General features: G+C 41.3%; 17 protein-coding genes. 12 read left to right on the forward strand and 5 right to left on the reverse strand.

The window, feature by feature from the left end; translation table 11 throughout:
• Positions 1-252: 252 nt before the first annotated feature.
• The 6 genes from yhbH to ACY8D0_RS02210 all read left to right on the forward strand — a co-directional run bounded on the left by yhbH (position 253) and on the right by ACY8D0_RS02210 (position 6,789).
• Positions 253-1,419, forward strand: coding sequence for a sporulation protein YhbH (gene yhbH / locus ACY8D0_RS02185; protein ID WP_462408852.1), 1,167 nt, complete (start codon positions 253-255; stop codon positions 1,417-1,419).
• A 111-nt stretch (positions 1,420-1,530) separates the two neighbouring features.
• Positions 1,531-2,721: an N-acetylglucosamine-6-phosphate deacetylase gene (gene nagA, locus ACY8D0_RS02190; protein ID WP_462408853.1), complete on the forward strand. Its 1,191-nt coding sequence runs from the start codon at positions 1,531-1,533 to the stop codon at positions 2,719-2,721.
• Positions 2,721-3,464 (forward strand): glucosamine-6-phosphate deaminase, encoded by a 744-nt coding sequence (gene nagB, locus ACY8D0_RS02195; protein ID WP_462408854.1) that lies wholly within the window; start codon positions 2,721-2,723, stop codon positions 3,462-3,464. The genes nagA and nagB overlap by 1 nt, the downstream gene beginning before the upstream one ends.
• A 6-nt stretch (positions 3,465-3,470) precedes the next feature.
• Positions 3,471-4,193: a phosphonate metabolism transcriptional regulator PhnF gene (gene phnF / locus ACY8D0_RS02200; RefSeq protein WP_462409928.1), complete on the forward strand. Its 723-nt coding sequence runs from the start codon at positions 3,471-3,473 to the stop codon at positions 4,191-4,193.
• Between the two features lie 115 nt (positions 4,194-4,308).
• A complete protein-coding gene (locus ACY8D0_RS02205) occupies positions 4,309-5,256 on the forward strand; it encodes a CAP domain-containing protein (protein WP_462408855.1) in 948 nt (315 codons plus the stop codon).
• Between the two features lie 519 nt (positions 5,257-5,775).
• Positions 5,776-6,789 carry a DUF1646 family protein gene (locus ACY8D0_RS02210; RefSeq protein WP_462408856.1) on the forward strand — a complete coding sequence of 338 codons (1,014 nt, stop codon included), beginning with the start codon at positions 5,776-5,778 and terminating at the stop codon, positions 6,787-6,789.
• Positions 6,790-6,931: 142 nt separating this feature from the next.
• On the opposite strand, the gene ACY8D0_RS02215 is transcribed toward ACY8D0_RS02210, so the two are convergent.
• Complete coding sequence (locus ACY8D0_RS02215) at positions 6,932-8,047, reverse strand: metallophosphoesterase (RefSeq protein ID WP_462408857.1); 1,116 nt, start codon at positions 8,045-8,047, stop codon at positions 6,932-6,934.
• A 181-nt stretch (positions 8,048-8,228) separates the two neighbouring features.
• Here ACY8D0_RS02215 and ACY8D0_RS02220 point away from each other — a divergent pair, with 181 nt between their 5' ends.
• The gene (locus ACY8D0_RS02220) at positions 8,229-8,570 is read left to right on the forward strand and encodes a cupin domain-containing protein (RefSeq protein ID WP_462408858.1); all 342 of its coding nucleotides are present in this window, start codon (positions 8,229-8,231) and stop codon (positions 8,568-8,570) included.
• 177 nt (positions 8,571-8,747) lie between these two features.
• Positions 8,748-9,422, forward strand: a complete 675-nt coding sequence (gene deoC / locus ACY8D0_RS02225) for a deoxyribose-phosphate aldolase (protein WP_462408859.1) — start codon at positions 8,748-8,750, stop codon at positions 9,420-9,422.
• 92 nt (positions 9,423-9,514) lie between these two features.
• On the opposite strand, the gene ACY8D0_RS02230 is transcribed toward deoC, so the two are convergent.
• Together ACY8D0_RS02230 and ACY8D0_RS02235 are read right to left on the reverse strand one after the other, a co-directional pair.
• The gene (locus ACY8D0_RS02230) at positions 9,515-10,516 is read right to left on the reverse strand and encodes an inorganic phosphate transporter (protein ID WP_462408860.1); all 1,002 of its coding nucleotides are present in this window, start codon (positions 10,514-10,516) and stop codon (positions 9,515-9,517) included.
• A gap of 11 nt (positions 10,517-10,527) precedes the next feature.
• Positions 10,528-11,145, reverse strand: coding sequence for a DUF47 domain-containing protein (locus tag ACY8D0_RS02235; RefSeq protein ID WP_462408861.1), 618 nt, complete (start codon positions 11,143-11,145; stop codon positions 10,528-10,530).
• Between the two features lie 338 nt (positions 11,146-11,483).
• Between ACY8D0_RS02235 and ACY8D0_RS02240 the strand changes: the two genes are divergently transcribed.
• Entirely contained in the window at positions 11,484-11,738 is a 255-nt protein-coding gene (locus ACY8D0_RS02240) for a GlsB/YeaQ/YmgE family stress response membrane protein (RefSeq protein WP_462408862.1), read from the forward strand.
• Between the two features lie 49 nt (positions 11,739-11,787).
• Here the strand turns inward: ACY8D0_RS02240 and ACY8D0_RS02245 are convergent, their stop codons facing one another.
• Complete coding sequence (locus ACY8D0_RS02245) at positions 11,788-12,711, reverse strand: RluA family pseudouridine synthase (RefSeq protein ID WP_462408863.1); 924 nt, start codon at positions 12,709-12,711, stop codon at positions 11,788-11,790.
• Between the two features lie 108 nt (positions 12,712-12,819).
• On the opposite strand from ACY8D0_RS02245, the gene ACY8D0_RS02250 reads away from it, so the two are divergent.
• Complete coding sequence (locus ACY8D0_RS02250; RefSeq protein ID WP_462408864.1) at positions 12,820-13,218, forward strand: YhcU family protein; 399 nt, start codon at positions 12,820-12,822, stop codon at positions 13,216-13,218.
• 153 nt (positions 13,219-13,371) lie between these two features.
• Positions 13,372-15,108: a phospho-sugar mutase gene (locus ACY8D0_RS02255; protein WP_462408865.1), complete on the forward strand. Its 1,737-nt coding sequence runs from the start codon at positions 13,372-13,374 to the stop codon at positions 15,106-15,108.
• 106 nt (positions 15,109-15,214) lie between these two features.
• Here ACY8D0_RS02255 and ACY8D0_RS02260 read toward each other — a convergent pair whose 3' ends face one another.
• On the reverse strand, positions 15,215-15,469 hold the full coding sequence (locus ACY8D0_RS02260) for a YhdB family protein (RefSeq protein WP_462408866.1): 255 nt from the start codon (positions 15,467-15,469) through the stop codon (positions 15,215-15,217).
• 202 nt (positions 15,470-15,671) lie between these two features.
• On the opposite strand from ACY8D0_RS02260, the gene ACY8D0_RS02265 reads away from it, so the two are divergent.
• A complete protein-coding gene (locus ACY8D0_RS02265) occupies positions 15,672-15,980 on the forward strand; it encodes a DUF3889 domain-containing protein (RefSeq protein ID WP_462408867.1) in 309 nt (102 codons plus the stop codon).
• The last annotated feature ends 271 nt before the right edge of the window (positions 15,981-16,251 follow it).

The raw sequence follows: 16,251 nt of genomic DNA on the forward strand, positions 1-16,251 counted from the left end.
GCAGGAAATCTGCCAGTCTTTTTTGTCTCTTTTCTAATTACCAAAAAGAAAAAAAGGGCGTTTTTTTTTCGTGATTACCTTGTCCAACTTTATAGGCATTTAACTAATTGTCAAAATAATTTGTAAATAATTCGTGTTTCTTGCATAGGATAAAGTAATCCATCATTATCGGTCTTTTTCCCATTCGCGTTATTCTATGAAGTGAAACCAAATGTGTGCATGGATTAAAAAATTTTTTAAGGAGGGGTTTACATGTCTGTCAATAACCATCAATATGTGATTTCGAAAGAAGATTGGTCCCTCCACCGTAAAGGCCACGATGACCAGCAGCGGCATCAGGAGAAAGTCCAAGAGGCTATTCGAAATAATTTACCTGATCTTATCACGGAAGAAAGCATTATCATGTCAAACGGTCGAGATGTGGTAAAAATTCCAATCCGTTCATTGGACGAATACAAAATACGTTATAATTATGACAAAAACAAACACGTGGGCCAAGGTGAGGGTGACAGTCAAATCGGCGATGTAGTGGCACGTGATGGATCAAGCGCGCAAAAAGGTCCCGGCAAGGGGCAAGGGGCCGGGGACCAGGCGGGTGAAGATTATTTTGAGGCAGAAGTTTCGTTAATGGAGCTTGAAGAAGCTTTATTCAAGCAGCTGGAACTGCCAAATCTAAAGCGGAAAGAAGAACAGGAGCATTTAGTCGAAAACATTGAATTTAATGATATCCGCAAAAACGGTCTTATGGGGAATATTGATAAAAAGCGGACCATGATGACGGCCTTTAAACGGAATGCGATGAATGGAAATCCGGCTTTCCATCCAATTTACAAGGAAGACTTGAAATTTAAGACTTGGAATGAGGTAGTAAAGCCTGATTCCAAAGCAGTCGTCATTGCAATGATGGATACAAGCGGCAGTATGGGTATCTGGGAAAAATATATGGCACGCAGCTTCTTTTTCTGGATGACACGTTTCTTGAGAACGAAATATGAAACAGTGGAGATTGAATTTATTGCCCATCACACCGAAGCAAAAGTAGTAACTGAAGAAGATTTCTTTTCTAAAGGAGAAAGCGGGGGAACTATTTGTTCATCCGCCTACCGAAAAGCCCTCGAGATTATCAATGATAAATATAGCCCTCGCAAGTATAACATTTATCCATTTCATTTTTCAGACGGTGATAACCTCACATCAGACAATGCCCGGTGTGTAAAACTGGTGGAGGAATTAATGAAGGTATCGAATATGTTTGGCTATGGTGAAGTAAATCAATATAATAGGCATTCGACCTTAATGTCAGCTTACAAGAATATTAAAGACGAACAGTTCCGTTACTATATCCTTAAGCAAAAAGCGGATGTGTTCCACGCGATGAAAACTTTCTTCCAGAATCAAGACTCTGAAGTATACGCATAATAAAACGGCAGGTGTATTAGCACCTGCCGTCCCTTTTGTGTTTTTATGTGGTATAGACAACTATACCTTTAGAATGATAAAATAAAGATACTTATGAAAGGAAGATTGCTTATGGACACTAAATCTATTTTGCTTAAAGGAATGCAAGTTTATTCGGAAAACGGAATCATCGAGAACGGCTATATTCAACTGACTGACGGCAAAATTACCAAATTCGGTTCATTGGAAGGTCTGAAGGACGACCAAAATGCCGAAGTAATCGAAATGCCAGACCGTTTTTATGCTGTACCGGGTTTTCTTGACGTTCATATCCACGGCGTAAATGGGGCTGACACGATGGATGCTACAGCAGAAGCGTTAGAAACAATGGTTTCCGCGCTTCCAAAAGAGGGGACAACCGGTTTTTTAGCCACAACGATTACACAAGAAGCAGGTCTGATTGAAAATGCATTGAAAAATACGGCACAATATATCAGTGGCCAGAGGAATCAAGGGGTGGCAGAAATACTGGGAATCCATCTGGAAGGGCCATTTGTTAACGCTAAACGAGCTGGTGCGCAGCCGCTAAATCATATCATAGATCCGGACCTGGAACTGTTTAAAAAATGGCAGGCCATGGCTAATGGCTGGATTAAAATTGTCACGATGGCACCTGAACTGCCTGGTGGTATGGAAATGGTCCAATATTTATACGAGAACGGAGTCATTGCCTCACTGGGCCACACCGATGCCACATATGAACAAGTAAAGGATGCAGTTGCCGCAGGAGCAAACCATGTCACCCATCTGTTTAATCAAATGAGAGGGCTTCATCACCGTGAACCCGGAGTAGTGGGGGCAGCACTGCTGCATGACGAATTGACGGCAGAAATAATAGCGGATGGTATACATGTCCGCCCTGAAATGGTGAATTTGGCGTATAAACAAAAAATGAGCAACGGCTTAATCCTAATCACCGACTCGATGCGTGCTAAATGCTTAAAAAATGGCCAGTATGATCTTGGCGGACAAGAGGTGACCGTTAAGGACGGGAAAGCTGTTCTTAAGGATGGTACTTTAGCCGGCAGCATTTTGAAATTGGGACATGCCGTAAAAAATATTATGGATTTTACCGGTTGTACATTAGGGAATGTAATAGAAATGGCATCGGCTAATCCGGCAAAACAATTAAAAGTATATGACCGAAAAGGCAGCATCACGATTGGCAAAGATGCGGATATTGTGATTCTTGATCAAAATTATGATGTCGCGATGACTTTTTGCCGTGGAAAATTGGCCTTTGATAAGGAGGGGACGAAATAATGAAACTCATGGAGGTTAGGGATTATCAACATATGAGTTCCACTGCCGCCCAATATATCATCGATAAGGTTCGTCATAATCCAAAATTAAGACTTGGACTAGCCACTGGGGGAACGCCGGTTGGAACCTATAAAAATCTAACAAGTGATTATCAGAGGAACGGTACCAGTTATCGAGAGGTGGTATCATTTAACTTGGATGAATATATTGGCCTAACAGGGGACCACCCCAATAGTTACCGTTATTACATGAATGAAGCGCTGTTCAAACATATTGATATCGATTTATCCAATACCCATATACCGAATGGAAATGCAAAAGATTTTGCGGCTGAATGTGCCCGATACGAGAAACTCATCGAGGATCATGGAGGAGTTGATTTACAGATTCTTGGTATCGGCGGTAACGGTCATATAGGATTTAATGAACCAGGCACGGCTTTTTCATCCAATACCCACATCGTCAGTTTAGCGCCTTCAACCATTAAAGCCAATGCCCGGTATTTTAAGGACGCGGAAGAAGTTCCGACCCAAGCCATCACGATGGGGATTGCAACGATCATGAAAAGTAAAGAAATCCTTCTGTTGGTTTCAGGAGAACAAAAAAAACAAGCATTGGCGAACTTGTTAAATGGAGTTGTAACGGAAGATTTCCCTGCATCGGTACTTAAATTGCATCCTAATGTAACCATCATTGCCGATCAAGCGGCTGTATCAAGTGAGCGTCAGCAGAAAGGTGTCTAGAAAATGGTGGTTAATAAAAATTCACCGATTCCACTTTATTACCAATTACAGGAACATATTAAAGAGCTAGTTGATGGAGGGAAACTAAAGCCTGGTGATTCCCTGCCCCCAGAGCGTGAATATGCGGAAAAATATCAAATAAGCAGAATGACCGTTAGACAAGCCATTACTGAACTGGTTAATATGGGATACCTTTATCGGGTACAAGGAAAAGGTACCTTTGTAGCTGAACGGAAAATTGAACAGCCCCTCCACGGATTGACGAGTTTCACAGAAGATATGAAAGCCCGTGGACTGGAACCGAGCAGCCATTTGCTGCAATTCGATACGATAGCTGCTCCCAGTCAAGTGGCTGGGGAACTCTCAATACCCGTACTTTCAACTGTTTATGAAATCAGGCGAATTCGGTTAGCTGATGGCACTCCCATGGCAATGGAAACAAATTACCTGCCCGCGGCACTTATTAAGGGCCTAACCGAAAGTATTGCCACCCAATCCTTGTATGCCTATATAGAAAACCAATTAAATTTAAAGATTGATCATGCTTCCCAAATCATCGAATCATCTTTGGCCAGCCAAAATGAAGCAAAATTCCTTCATATTAGCAAAGATGCTCCCATCATGTTAATTAAACGGGTGACATATTTAACTGACGGGACTCCGGTTGAATATGTTGAATCTGTGTACCGCGCCGACCGATATAAATTTATGATTCATATGAATAGATAAGCAACTGCCCAAACCGCTGAAAAGCGGCTTTTTTTTGCGAAAATTTCCATAAATACTTTTGCGAAAAAAAACAAAAATAAGAACGCAAGAAAATTTTAAAAAGGGGGTTTTTAAATTGATAAAAAAAGGATACAGCCTCGTATTAACAACAATCCTGTCACTCGGACTTGCTGCTTGTAATAACAATGGCAACAATGATATCACCGATAACCAAAACCGTGTGGACACTAATAGAGATAACAGAACAAATTTGATGGGTGTCCGGAACGGAAGAGACAACGGTATTGACCACAATGGTCCGCTAACTGAGGATTATAACAATAAGAATAATAATGATCCGGATTTAGACACTAACCTTTTCAATGATAACAATAAACGTGTCAACCGAAAGGATAATGGCGATTTTATCTCCGCATATCAAACAACTTTAAATAGCAGCCAATACCCTCATACCACAGCGGTATTAATCAGGGATGCTAAATATCAGTTTATCCAACTCGATCCAAGACAGTATAACTTGTCCCAACAGGCGCAGCCAGCACCGCAACAAGCGCAGCCAGTGCCACAACAAGCGCAGCCAGCACCACAACAAGCGCAGACAGCACCACAACAGGCGCAGCCAGCACCACAACAGGCACAACCGACACAGCAGCAGGGACAAACAAATACAGCTACATCTGCAACTGTAAGCCAATATGCAAAACAAGTGATCGATTTAACCAATCAGCAAAGAAGCAAAAATGGAGTTCCTGCTCTTAAAGAAGATACTCAGCTGAGCAGTGTGGCCCAGAAAAAAGCAGTTGATATGCAGCAAAATCATTATTTTTCCCATACAAGCCCGACGTACGGTTCTCCGTTTGACATGATGAGGGACTTTGGGGTGACGTATAAATCAGCTGGGGAAAATATCGCCCAAGGACAGCGAACACCTCAAGAGGTTGTAAATGCATGGATGAATAGTGAAGGACACCGTAAAAACATTCTAAGCCCAAATTTCACTCATATTGGCGTTGGGTTTGAAGAAACAGGTAAAAATTGGTCGCAAATGTTTATCGGGAAATAGATACAATAACCGGCGGAGCACCCGCCGGCTTTACTTATGGATAAAAAGAAAAAATTTTTTGGCCCTTGAGAATTGTCTAGCTCCACAAGGCAAGCTTCGACAGTATAGACTTCGCACGAAGAAAAAGCGATAGCTTTCTCGAGGAGCGCCCTAGCGCCGAGACGCCTTCGGTCTCCGCCCTACGATAAGTCATGCACGAATGCGCTTCGCTCTTCGTGTTTCCTTTAGCTAAACGGAATTTGTTCCCCAAATTCCGAACGCATAAGTTCAACTATGCCTTATGAACCGCCTGACGGCGAGTCTTCACTTATCTCAGTTGGAGCCCACCACAAGGAAGGCTTCGGCAGCATAAGCATCGCACGAACAAAAAGCGATAGCTTTTTGGAGGGGGCCTGTCGAGCGCTGACCAGGGCGCTTGCTCTTTTCTTATTAGGGAATTTTTTACATGAATAACATGATAAAATAGCTTATAATAGAGAAGGGTTGTCATACATATAAAATAGAAAAGGATTTGGAAAAATGATTGGACTAGTAATAATTTTGATTTTGGTCTTGTTCCTGCCGTTTTCTGTCAAAAAAGTGGAACATAATTTGGAAGTATTCCTCTTTATCATGGGGATAGCTGCGGCTTCTATCAGTGGCATGATGGATGGGCATCTTATAAAAAAAGCGTTAGTGGACCCAATCAATATTACTCTGGCTGTATTGATTGCCGGGCTGATTTGTAAATGGCTGCAAGGGCCGCTGGAAAAGGGAGTGTTATCCCTGAACAAGCTGCTGTCACCAAGAATCTTTTTTGCCCTAACAGTCATCATTCTGGGACTTGCTTCTAGTATTATAACCGCGATTATCGCTGCAATCGTATTGGTCATTATTGTGAATATCCTGCCGCTTGACCGTAAATCAGAAATAAGGTTAACGGTACTAGCCTGTTTCTCCATTGGGCTTGGGGCAGTATTAACACCGATTGGGGAGCCATTATCCACGATTACCATTAGCAAATTAAATGAAGACTTTTTCTACCTTTTGAAATTAATCGGACCGGAAGTAATACCCGCTGTCCTCGTCCTCGGCGTGTTGACCATGTTCCTGGTTAAGCCTCATGAAAGTACAAAGGGGCTGGAATCGGAACAAAAGGCGGAGAGCTATAAAGAGATTCTGATACGGTCACTAAAAATTTATTTGTTTGTCATGGGGTTAACCTTCCTGGGGCACGGGTTTGAGCCATTAATTAACGAGTATATCATCGGGCTTCATCCGAATATATTGTATTGGATCAATATGATATCGGCTATATTGGATAACGCCACTTTGGCGGCAGCAGAGGTAAGCCCGGCAATGAATGCGCAAACGATTCAAGCTGTCTTGCTCGGTTTAATGATCAGCGGTGGGATGCTGATTCCAGGAAACATTCCCAATATCATTTCGGCAGGTAAATTAAACATTACGAGTAAAGAATGGGCTCGTTTTGGTGTCCCGGTAGGGCTGGTCATTATGCTGGTTTATTTCGTTGTCTTGGTTGTATTATACTAATGATTCTTGTTATCCGGCTGCTTATCATGCCATCAATTTTTATGGAGAAATCCATGCCCTAGAGTGATTAGCCGGATAACTGATTCTTCATTATTTGCTCTTTGGGGAAAACAATTGAACAATCTGTGAATAATAGGTATCGTTATTCGGACAACTTTTTGATTAATCGTACGGTTTCCATATGCTCCGGTTTTACTACCTCATATAACCCTTTATCTCGTTTAGTAAGGGGATGCCCTTTTTCATCTGCGATGGTCCTTGTCGTCGATATTCCCTCTACAACCTTCCATCCGTCATGCTGTTTTCTTAATGTAAGATCAATAATTCCTAGACGATTTCCAAAGGCACCAGCCATCACGACCGGAACTCGATTGATTTGCCCCATTTTCAAGTTGGTGTGGGGAAGATTTTGATATGATGGTCCGGGAAAGACACTGTGTGAATGTCCGGCAAGGATGGCATCAATTCCCGGGATTTTCGTTAAGTAGTAAACCGCATTTTCCGTATCGGACCGATACGGGTCACTGCTTATTCCAGTATGGGCTAGGGCAATAATAATGTCCGCGCCCTCTGCTTTGATAAGGGGAATAAAAGTCTTTGCCGTTTCCACAATGGGTTTTGCATACACCCTTCCTTCCAGGTTGGACTTATCCCATCTCATGATTTGTACAGGCATAAAACCAATCACGCCTATTTTCAACTCATGTTTTTCCCCATTTTGATCAATCACATTCCGCTTTAAAATAACATAAGGGGTAAAGTAGGGCACATTATGCTTAATAGAATAAACATTTGCGTTAAGTACCGGCATTTCGGCCCCTTTAAGTGCCGCCTTAAGGAACTTGATGCCGAAATTAAATTCATGATTGCCAATGGCAATGGCATCATATCCCAAATAATTAAATGCCCGGTAAACCGGGTGGATGATCCCCTTATGTATTCCTTTAATTCTTGCCAAATACTCTCCAAGTGGATTTCCCTTTAAATGGTCCCCATTATCAAATAATAAAGAATTTTTGGCTTCCTTTCTGGCTTCTCGGATAAGAGCAGCCGTTTTAACTAGCCCGACCCTGTTGTTTATTTTATTTAAGTAGTAATCATAGTTAACCAAATCCGCATGGATATCCGTTGTTTCCAGTACACGCAAGTCGACCAGCACATCATCCGCCGAGGTTCCTTTTGCACAGACAGAATTAGCAGTTGCAGACATGGTAATCAAAATTGCAAGGATGGTGATGAGAATGGATTTAGAATACAAGGTCCAAGCCTCCTATGCCGCTTAGCAAGTATATGGTTTCTTTAGTATTTGTTATATCGTTTCAGGTTATGATAGAACTTGTAAAATCCATTGATTATTTGGTATCTAATGTGATGTATTTCACTTAATCGAGAAACATTATCAGTTAAACTATAAATAACAATAATGAGGAGGCCGTCAGATGGAACAGAATTCAGTAAGAACCTACATGGAATATAGCGAGGAGAAATTTACTAAACGAATCATATATAAAAAAGGTGAAACCACTGCATTCGTTTTAAATTTCCTGCCTGGACAAGCACTTCCTGCCCATAAGCATCCTAACTCAGAAGTCTATCTTTATGTAATAACTGGAAATGGTACCATTATAACAGATGGGCAAGAAACAGAAGTGTCAGCGTTAGACCTGCTTCATGTGAACAGTGAAGAGGCAATGGCGCTTAAAAACACCGGAAATGAGCCATTTAGTATTTACGTAGTTTTAAGCAAAATCACTAATGATCAATATGCGAAAAATATATGATGCTTCTCAAGATACAAACCATTTTTCAGCGGAGGGCGATGAGGTAATATAAAAATTTGAGTATGAGCAATGCAATGTATCTGGATTTCATTTACAATCGTTCAGTTATTTTGTTATAGTTACCATGGACAAACAACCGTGCTAAAATCTTATCATTGGAGACTTGGAGGATTACGAATGACTCAAAATATTGCCAGAATGATTGACCATACATTGTTGAAAGCAGACGCGACTAAGGAGCAAATCGATCAGTTAGCCAAGGAAGCAAAAGAATATTCCTTTGCCTCGGTCTGTGTAAATCCGGGCTGGGTTAAAACCGCGGCTGAGCTGTTAAAGGATACACCAGATGTCAAGGTATGTACGGTGATTGGCTTCCCTCTCGGAGCCTCCACCTCGGAAACAAAAGCTTTTGAAACTAAAAATGCCATAGAAAATGGGGCCAATGAAATTGATATGGTCATTAACATTGGCGCACTAAAAGGTAAGCAATATGAATGGGTGGAAGAGGATATCAGGGCAGTCACAGAAGCTGCAAAAGATAAAGCCCTGGTTAAGGTCATCATTGAAACTTGCTTATTAACCGATGAGGAGAAAGTAAAAGCGTGTGAGCTGTCGGTAAAAGCGGGAGCAGATTTTGTCAAAACTTCCACCGGCTTCTCAACCGGCGGGGCGACCGTTGAGGATATAAGACTAATGCGCAAGACAGTCGGTCCTGACATAGGAGTAAAGGCTTCCGGAGGAGTCCGGAGCAGGGAAGATGCTTTGGCCATGATTGAAGCCGGAGCGACCAGAATCGGAGCAAGCTCGGGAATCGCAATCAGCAAAGGCGAAATTTCCAATAGCCAATATTAATAGAAACTTTAGGAGCTTTGCCTTGGGCAATGCTCCTTTTTAACACAAAAAAACCAGGGAGAACTTTTGTTTCCCTGGTTTTTTTGGTGGTGTCAGAAGAAAAGACTTAACACGAAATAAATGATCGCTGCAATCATGGCGGTGATTGGCAAGGTGATAACCCATGTAATAATCATCCTTTGAGCGGTATCCCACTTTACCCCTTTAATCCGGTGTGCGGAACCTACACCTAAAATACCTGAAGAAATAACGTGAGTGGTACTCACCGGCAAATGGATAAAGGTAGCGCCGAAAATAACCGCTGCACCTGTCAGGTCCGCTGCAACTCCGTTAATCGGTCGGATTTTCATGATTTTTCCGCCTACGGTTTTAATAATTTTCCATCCGCCAATGGAGGTACCCAATCCCATAGCAGCCGCACAGGAAATTTGTACCCAGAATGGAACATCCGCATTAGCGGGCAGATAAGAACTAGAAATAAGTGCAAGGGTAATGATACCCATCGATTTTTGTGCATCGTTAGTACCGTGCGAATAGGATTGTAATGCAGCGGTAGCGACTTGGATGTACCGGAACCGGCGATTGGTTTTGGCCAGATTCAAGTTTTTAAAAACTACCTTAAAAATGCTGTATATGATATAACCGATAACAAATGCCAATATGGGAGAAAGAACCAGGGCCTCAATAATTTTCAAAAAGCCAGCATAATTGAGGACGGCAAACCCTTCAGCTGCAATGGCGGCACCGGCTATAGAACCTATAATCGCATGCGATGAACTGCTCGGAATCCCAAAATACCATGTTAATAAGTTCCATATTATTGCAGATATTAACGCAGCAAGTATTACCACAGATCCATTACTTAACGCAAAGGGATCGACAATATCTTTGGAAACTGTTTTGGCGACGCCTGTAAAGGTCAGCGCACCGATAAAATTCATGATTGCCGCCATCATAATAGCTTGACGGGGCTTTAACGCTTTGGTTGAAACAGCGGTGGCGATTGCATTTGCCGTATCATGGAAGCCATTAATAAAATCAAATGCAAGAGCGCCGATTACAATAAAAATCGTTAACATTAAAACAAGACTCATATTATGGCTCCTTATGCATTTTTCATAATGATGGTTTCTAGAGTATTGGCAACGGTTTGACAGTAGTCGGCAATATCCTCAAGATTTTCGTAAATTTCTTTATATTGTATGATTCGGATTGGGTCTTTCTCAACATTAAATAAGTTTTTAATTGAGGAACGTAGCACATTGTCGCATTTTGATTCATAATCTTTAATCTTAATCGCGTGTTCTCTTATTTGTGGCAGTTTTTTATTAGACAATAGAGCCACAGCCGCATCGATTTCTTCCACACTGCCTTGAATGGAAACAACAAATTGCTGCATAAAATCATCTGCTTGAGTGATGGAGTACATTTCAAACAGGGCAGCGGTTGCTTCAAGTCCATCCAACACATCATCCATGCTCATTGCCAAATGCAGAATATCCTCACGTTCGATAGGGGTTATGAACGCGTCATTTAATTCCTTGATAATTTCATGGACAAAGGAATCACCTTTTGATTCGTATTCCTTCATTTTTTCTGAAAAGATTTTTAAATCACTGATATTTTTTAATTTGTAATCGGCAAAGAAGTTGGAGCTTTCTTTTAAATTGGCAGAAATATTGTTTAATAACGCCGAAAACTTATCATTTTTTTTGAATGCCATATGTATTCCTCCAGATTTCAAAAATACCTTTCAACCCAAATTATTTTATCTGATATCTGTCGAAAAAAGAAAGATTCTTAATAAAATTTACAAAAACTTTACATTAGAATTTTCTGAATAGGACTGATATCTATTGAATTTTAATATACCCATCTAGATGATTTTTATGTATAGCAATTAGCCATATGGACGCTTAGAAGTTCCTGAAACTTTTATGTTTATAAATAAATATTTAGGGAATGTTAAAGTCAAGGCGGTACCGTAAACTGCCTTAAGAGCAAGCTCAATCCGCTTATGAATAAGTGAAAAAATGAATACTGAAAAGGAGTGTTCTAAAAATGAGCTTTATTTGGGTATTAATTGTCGGTGGAATCATTGGATGGTTAGCTGGTCTTATAGTGGGAAGAGATGTACCAGGGGGTATTATTGGTAATATTATTGCCGGTTTTGTAGGAGCATGGCTCGGTACTGCGATTTTAGGAAATTGGGGCCCGCGGGTTGCCGATTTTGCCATTATTCCCGCCATTATCGGTTCAGCCGTTTTAGTACTGCTGTTAAGCTTTATAATGAGGGCATTTCGAAAAGCCAGTTAATCGAATAATACATCTTGAGAAGCCTCCCGGTCAGGGAGGCTTCTTTGCGCTATATCGAATCGATATCCACACTTTCAAAAATGTTCAAATGGTCGGGTACAGGAGCATGACAAGTGATGGTTTCTTGAGTAAACGGGTGCAAGAATTCAAGCTTCGCTGCATGGAGTGCTTGTCTGTTAATACTCGCTTCTCCCCCGTATAAAGTATCTCCGGCCAAAGGGTGGCCGAGGTGGCTTAAATGGACACGAATTTGGTGAGTTCTCCCGGTTTCAAGCCAGCATTTAACAAAAGAGATTTGTTTGGTTTCATCTTTTTTAATTACCTGATAATGAGTAATGGCGTGCTGCCCGGTTGACGATACAATTCTTTTCGAACCGTGATGGCGGTCACGGCCGATTGGAAGGTTGATTACCCCACTTTTCTGACGAAGTACTCCATGTACGGCCGCAACATAGGTCCTTTTAATTTCCCTTTTTGTCAACATTCGGTCTAAAATAGATCCTGCTAAATGATGCTTCGCAAACAAAATAGCACCAGTGGTATCCCTGTCCAACCGGTGGATTTGCCGTATATTGCGCATATCGCCGTTTGCAAGTAAATAAAATGTGCCCGCGTTTAACAGTGTGTCCGTGTCTTTCTCCGGGTCGTTGGGGTGAGTGTTCATGAACGGCGGTTTATTAAAGACAATCAAATGGTCGTCCTCGTAAAGAATACCGATTTCATGGTAGACAGGTTTAATATGAATCTCTTCGGGTTCAAAAAGCAGAACTTGTAGTTTCGCTCCACTATGTAAAGGTGCTTGCCAATTAGCCGTTATACCGTCTATACGGACCTTTCTCTCCATACGAAAAGTATGGATTAATTTCTTTGGGGCGGCCCACTCTCCACGGAAAATATCATCGAGTGTCTTACCTTCCCAGATTTCCGGGATGATGATTTGAAACCAATCTCCCAGCCGTGCAGTTTTTATCATAATGTTCTCCTTATCCACTAATTACCACCGTATCTAATTGCCCGGTTATGTTATTCTGTATATATATAATAACGACAGAATGAAGCAAAGGCAAAGGGTGGGGTATAAGTGAAGATTGTTTTTGCCTCTACGCCAAGTCAAGAGAAAGAGATATGCGGACTTGTGAGGTATATATATTCAAATATTTTTCCACGCTATTTTACAGATGATGAAATTGATCAATTTGAACGATTAAAGGTACTCCAGACTTCGGATAAACATCTTGAGGGATTCAGTACGTTAAAGGATGCGTTTCAAGTAATGACAAGCATCCAGACGCTCATATCCATATTGGAATCCCCGGTCCTGGATGATCACTATGCGGAAATTTTCAATAAGAATGCAGCAAACTTGCAAGCATTCGGGCTATTCTTTCCATTTGAATTGGAACAGTTTGTCCAAGCCAAAAATATGAAAAATACCGTTTTAAGCATGTATACAAAAGCCGATAATGAATTGCTGGTATAGGAAAGAAAAAGCCAATTTTTAGGCTTTTTCTTTTTTTTATTCTTAAATTGCCCCATTTTGAGGTATTATAGAAGAGGAATGGCTCTGGTAAAACTTAAGCAGTTTACCTGGCAGTTTATACAATGACCTTAGAGAATAACCGGAGGGAAACAGATGGATTGGAAGTCTACGGCACAAAGCTGGATCGAATTTGATGGATTGGATCCTGAATTGAAAAGTGAATTAGAGAAACTAGCAAAAAATGACAAACAACTGGAAGAAGCCTTCTACAAAAACTTGGAATTCGGTACAGGCGGAATGCGCGGTGAAATTGGCGCAGGCACCAATCGAATGAACATATACACCATTCGTAAGGCTTCTGCCGGCCTAGCTGCATTCATAGAGGAGCAAGGTGAAGAGGCAAAGCGTCGTGGGGTCGTCATAGCCTACGATTCACGCCACAAGTCGCCAGAGTTTGCCATGGAGGCTGCGAGAACTTTGGCAACCAAAGGGATTCAAACCTATGTTTTTGATGAACTAAGGCCGACACCGGAACTTTCATTTGCCTTGAGGCAGTTACATGCTTTTTCCGGAATCGTCATTACAGCAAGTCATAACCCACCTGAGTATAACGGTTATAAGGTATATGGGCCCGATGGCGGCCAGTTAACACCGGCTGACGCCGACCGTGTTATCGCGATGGTTAACAATATCGGCAATGAATTATTAGTGGAAGTAGATAGTGAAGAGAATCTTAAAAAAGAGAATCTAATTAAAATAATCGGCCGGGAAATCGATCAAGCCTATATTCATGAATTATTGACCATTTCAGAGAATCCAAATCTTGCCCATGAAACGGACCTAAAGATTGTGTTTACGCCATTGCATGGGACAGCCAATAAACTGGTTCGGGCTGCGCTGGACGGCTTAGGTTATAAAGATGTTACGGTTGTAAAAGAACAGGAACTTCCTGACCCTAACTTTTCTACAGTCAAGAGCCCTAATCCGGAGGAACATGCGGCATTTGAATTGGCCATCCGTGATGGGAAAAAGATTGGTGCAGACATTTTGATTGGCACAGACCCTGATTCGGACCGTTTGGGAATAGCCGTCCTTAATCCGGAAGGGGAATATGTTGTCCTAACGGGTAATCAGACCGGTGCATTACTTTTGGATTATCTAATAACTCAAAAGAAAGCAAAAGGAACACTACCGGCGAATGGTGTGGTGTTAAAGACGATTGTAACATCAGAAATCGGCAGGAAAATAGCCTCAGCCAATCAGTTGGAAACAGTGGATGTGTTAACCGGCTTTAAATTTATCGCAGAAAAAATTAATGAATATGAGGCTAGCGGTGAGCATACCTTCCTTTTCGGGTATGAGGAGTCTTATGGATACCTAATCGGTGATTTTGCCCGCGATAAAGATGCCGTACAGGCCGCCCTTTTGGCTACAGAAGTTTGTGCATATTATAAAAAACAGGGAATGTCCCTTTATGAGGGGTTAATGAAGGTTTTTGATAAATATGGATTTTATCTTGAAGGACTTCGTTCGTTAACATTGAAAGGCAAAGAAGGGGCAGAGATGATTCAGAAAATTTTAGCCTCTTTCCGCAGCGAACCGCTTCAAAGCCTTGGCTCATTGGAAACGGCTTGCACAGAAGATTATTTGTCCGGCATTAGAACGACAAGTACTGAACAGGAAAAAATCAGTCTTCCGAAGTCGAATGTATTAAAATACGTTTTCAAAGATGGTTCATGGGTCTGCCTCCGTCCTTCCGGAACCGAGCCTAAAGTAAAGTTCTATTTTGGTGTAAACAGCACAAGTCTAGAGGAAAGTAAGGCAAAGCTGAAAACGATTGAGAAAGATTTTATGGATTTGGTGGACCAAAAAATCAAGCAGGTTCAATAGATCAAGAAAAATCCCGAAAGATAAAACCTTTCGGGATTTTTTTGGTGGAATTCTTTGGTTCAGCAGTATAAAGGTCCCGTGTTAAAGCTGGTATCGACTTGTTTTTTCAGGAAAGACTATACATCGGAATCCCGTTCGGGTCATTCTCCAGTGTTTCATTGGCATGATCGATGTAACGAAGCAGGCTATAAAGATTCTTCTCAATGACGGAATAATCCCGTTCAAAATTATAGGCATGCAGGAAATGTTCAATCTTTTTTGATAAAAATTGGTCTGTTGTCCGGACCATTAGAATTAATAAGTTATCCCATTCTGACCGATGCGTATAGTATAGCGCCCGGTCGTAATCCAACTTATTCATTTTATTCTCCTCCTTGTTAGGAGTTATGATTATTGTATGACAAATCCTAAAGAACAAACTCAGAAAATGTTGGTGGCCTTATTATATCGGTGTTTTCAAGATTTACCTGTATAGCGGAGTTACGTTTCAAATTAATCGAATGTATTCATATTTCGTTGAAAAAGCGGAAAAGATAATAGCAGGCGGAAAAGGAGGGGGCCAGTTGAAGAAGAATTTTGCTTCAATTCTTATGTTAAGCCTATTACTGCTATTTTCTAATCAAGCATATGCTGAGCAGGTCCATTATGAAAAGTATGGAAGAATGGCCATAGCTATAGTCAAAGCAGACTATCCTGCAAGTCAGGTGCAGGAATATGAATATTTAGGAAGACAAAAAGTCACAGATACAAATGTGGTGGATTCTTTCCGTTTCCAAGTTCACGAAAAGAACCAGAAATTCTTTGTCATAGTGAAAATAAGTCATGACCTCACCAATCAAAAACTGATCAACTTAACTGTTGAAAAAAAATAAGTACTTGCTTATTGTAAGGCTGTCGAAAAAACTTCGACAGCCTCCTATTTTTTCGTCACTTTGATGGCTTACTGCGTTAACTCATTATGGTTTTATGGTATATAGCCTTAAGCCTTTTAAACAGCTCTATTGGATCGGCACTCTAGGCACATGTGGAAAAGCGTATCGCGTTACTTTAAGTTGATTTTGCCCCATGTTGATTGGAGCGGAGGGCACTCGGCTCCTGCGGGATAGAGAGGTCACTGGAGAACCCCGCAGGCGCTGTCAGCGC

The sequence above is a fragment of the Neobacillus camarae genome (assembly GCF_054950115.1).

Excerpts from the sequence above, each read along its gene's own strand:
- ACY8D0_RS02230 (WP_462408860.1), bottom strand. The coding sequence starts at position 10,516 with ATGAGTCTTGTTTTAATGTTAACGATTTTTATTGTAATCGGCGCTCTT.
- ACY8D0_RS02220 (WP_462408858.1), top strand. The coding sequence starts at position 8,229 with ATGGAACAGAATTCAGTAAGAACCTACATGGAATATAGCGAGGAGAAA.
- ACY8D0_RS02245 (WP_462408863.1), bottom strand. The coding sequence starts at position 12,711 with ATGATAAAAACTGCACGGCTGGGAGATTGGTTTCAAATCATCATCCCG.
- ACY8D0_RS02210 (WP_462408856.1), top strand. The coding sequence starts at position 5,776 with ATGATTGGACTAGTAATAATTTTGATTTTGGTCTTGTTCCTGCCGTTT.
- nagB (WP_462408854.1), top strand. The coding sequence starts at position 2,721 with ATGAAACTCATGGAGGTTAGGGATTATCAACATATGAGTTCCACTGCC.
- ACY8D0_RS02255 (WP_462408865.1), top strand. The coding sequence starts at position 13,372 with ATGGATTGGAAGTCTACGGCACAAAGCTGGATCGAATTTGATGGATTG.
- ACY8D0_RS02260 (WP_462408866.1), bottom strand. The coding sequence starts at position 15,469 with ATGAATAAGTTGGATTACGACCGGGCGCTATACTATACGCATCGGTCA.
- ACY8D0_RS02240 (WP_462408862.1), top strand. The coding sequence starts at position 11,484 with ATGAGCTTTATTTGGGTATTAATTGTCGGTGGAATCATTGGATGGTTA.
- yhbH (WP_462408852.1), top strand. The coding sequence starts at position 253 with ATGTCTGTCAATAACCATCAATATGTGATTTCGAAAGAAGATTGGTCC.
- ACY8D0_RS02235 (WP_462408861.1), bottom strand. The coding sequence starts at position 11,145 with ATGGCATTCAAAAAAAATGATAAGTTTTCGGCGTTATTAAACAATATT.
- deoC (WP_462408859.1), top strand. The coding sequence starts at position 8,748 with ATGACTCAAAATATTGCCAGAATGATTGACCATACATTGTTGAAAGCA.
- nagA (WP_462408853.1), top strand. The coding sequence starts at position 1,531 with ATGGACACTAAATCTATTTTGCTTAAAGGAATGCAAGTTTATTCGGAA.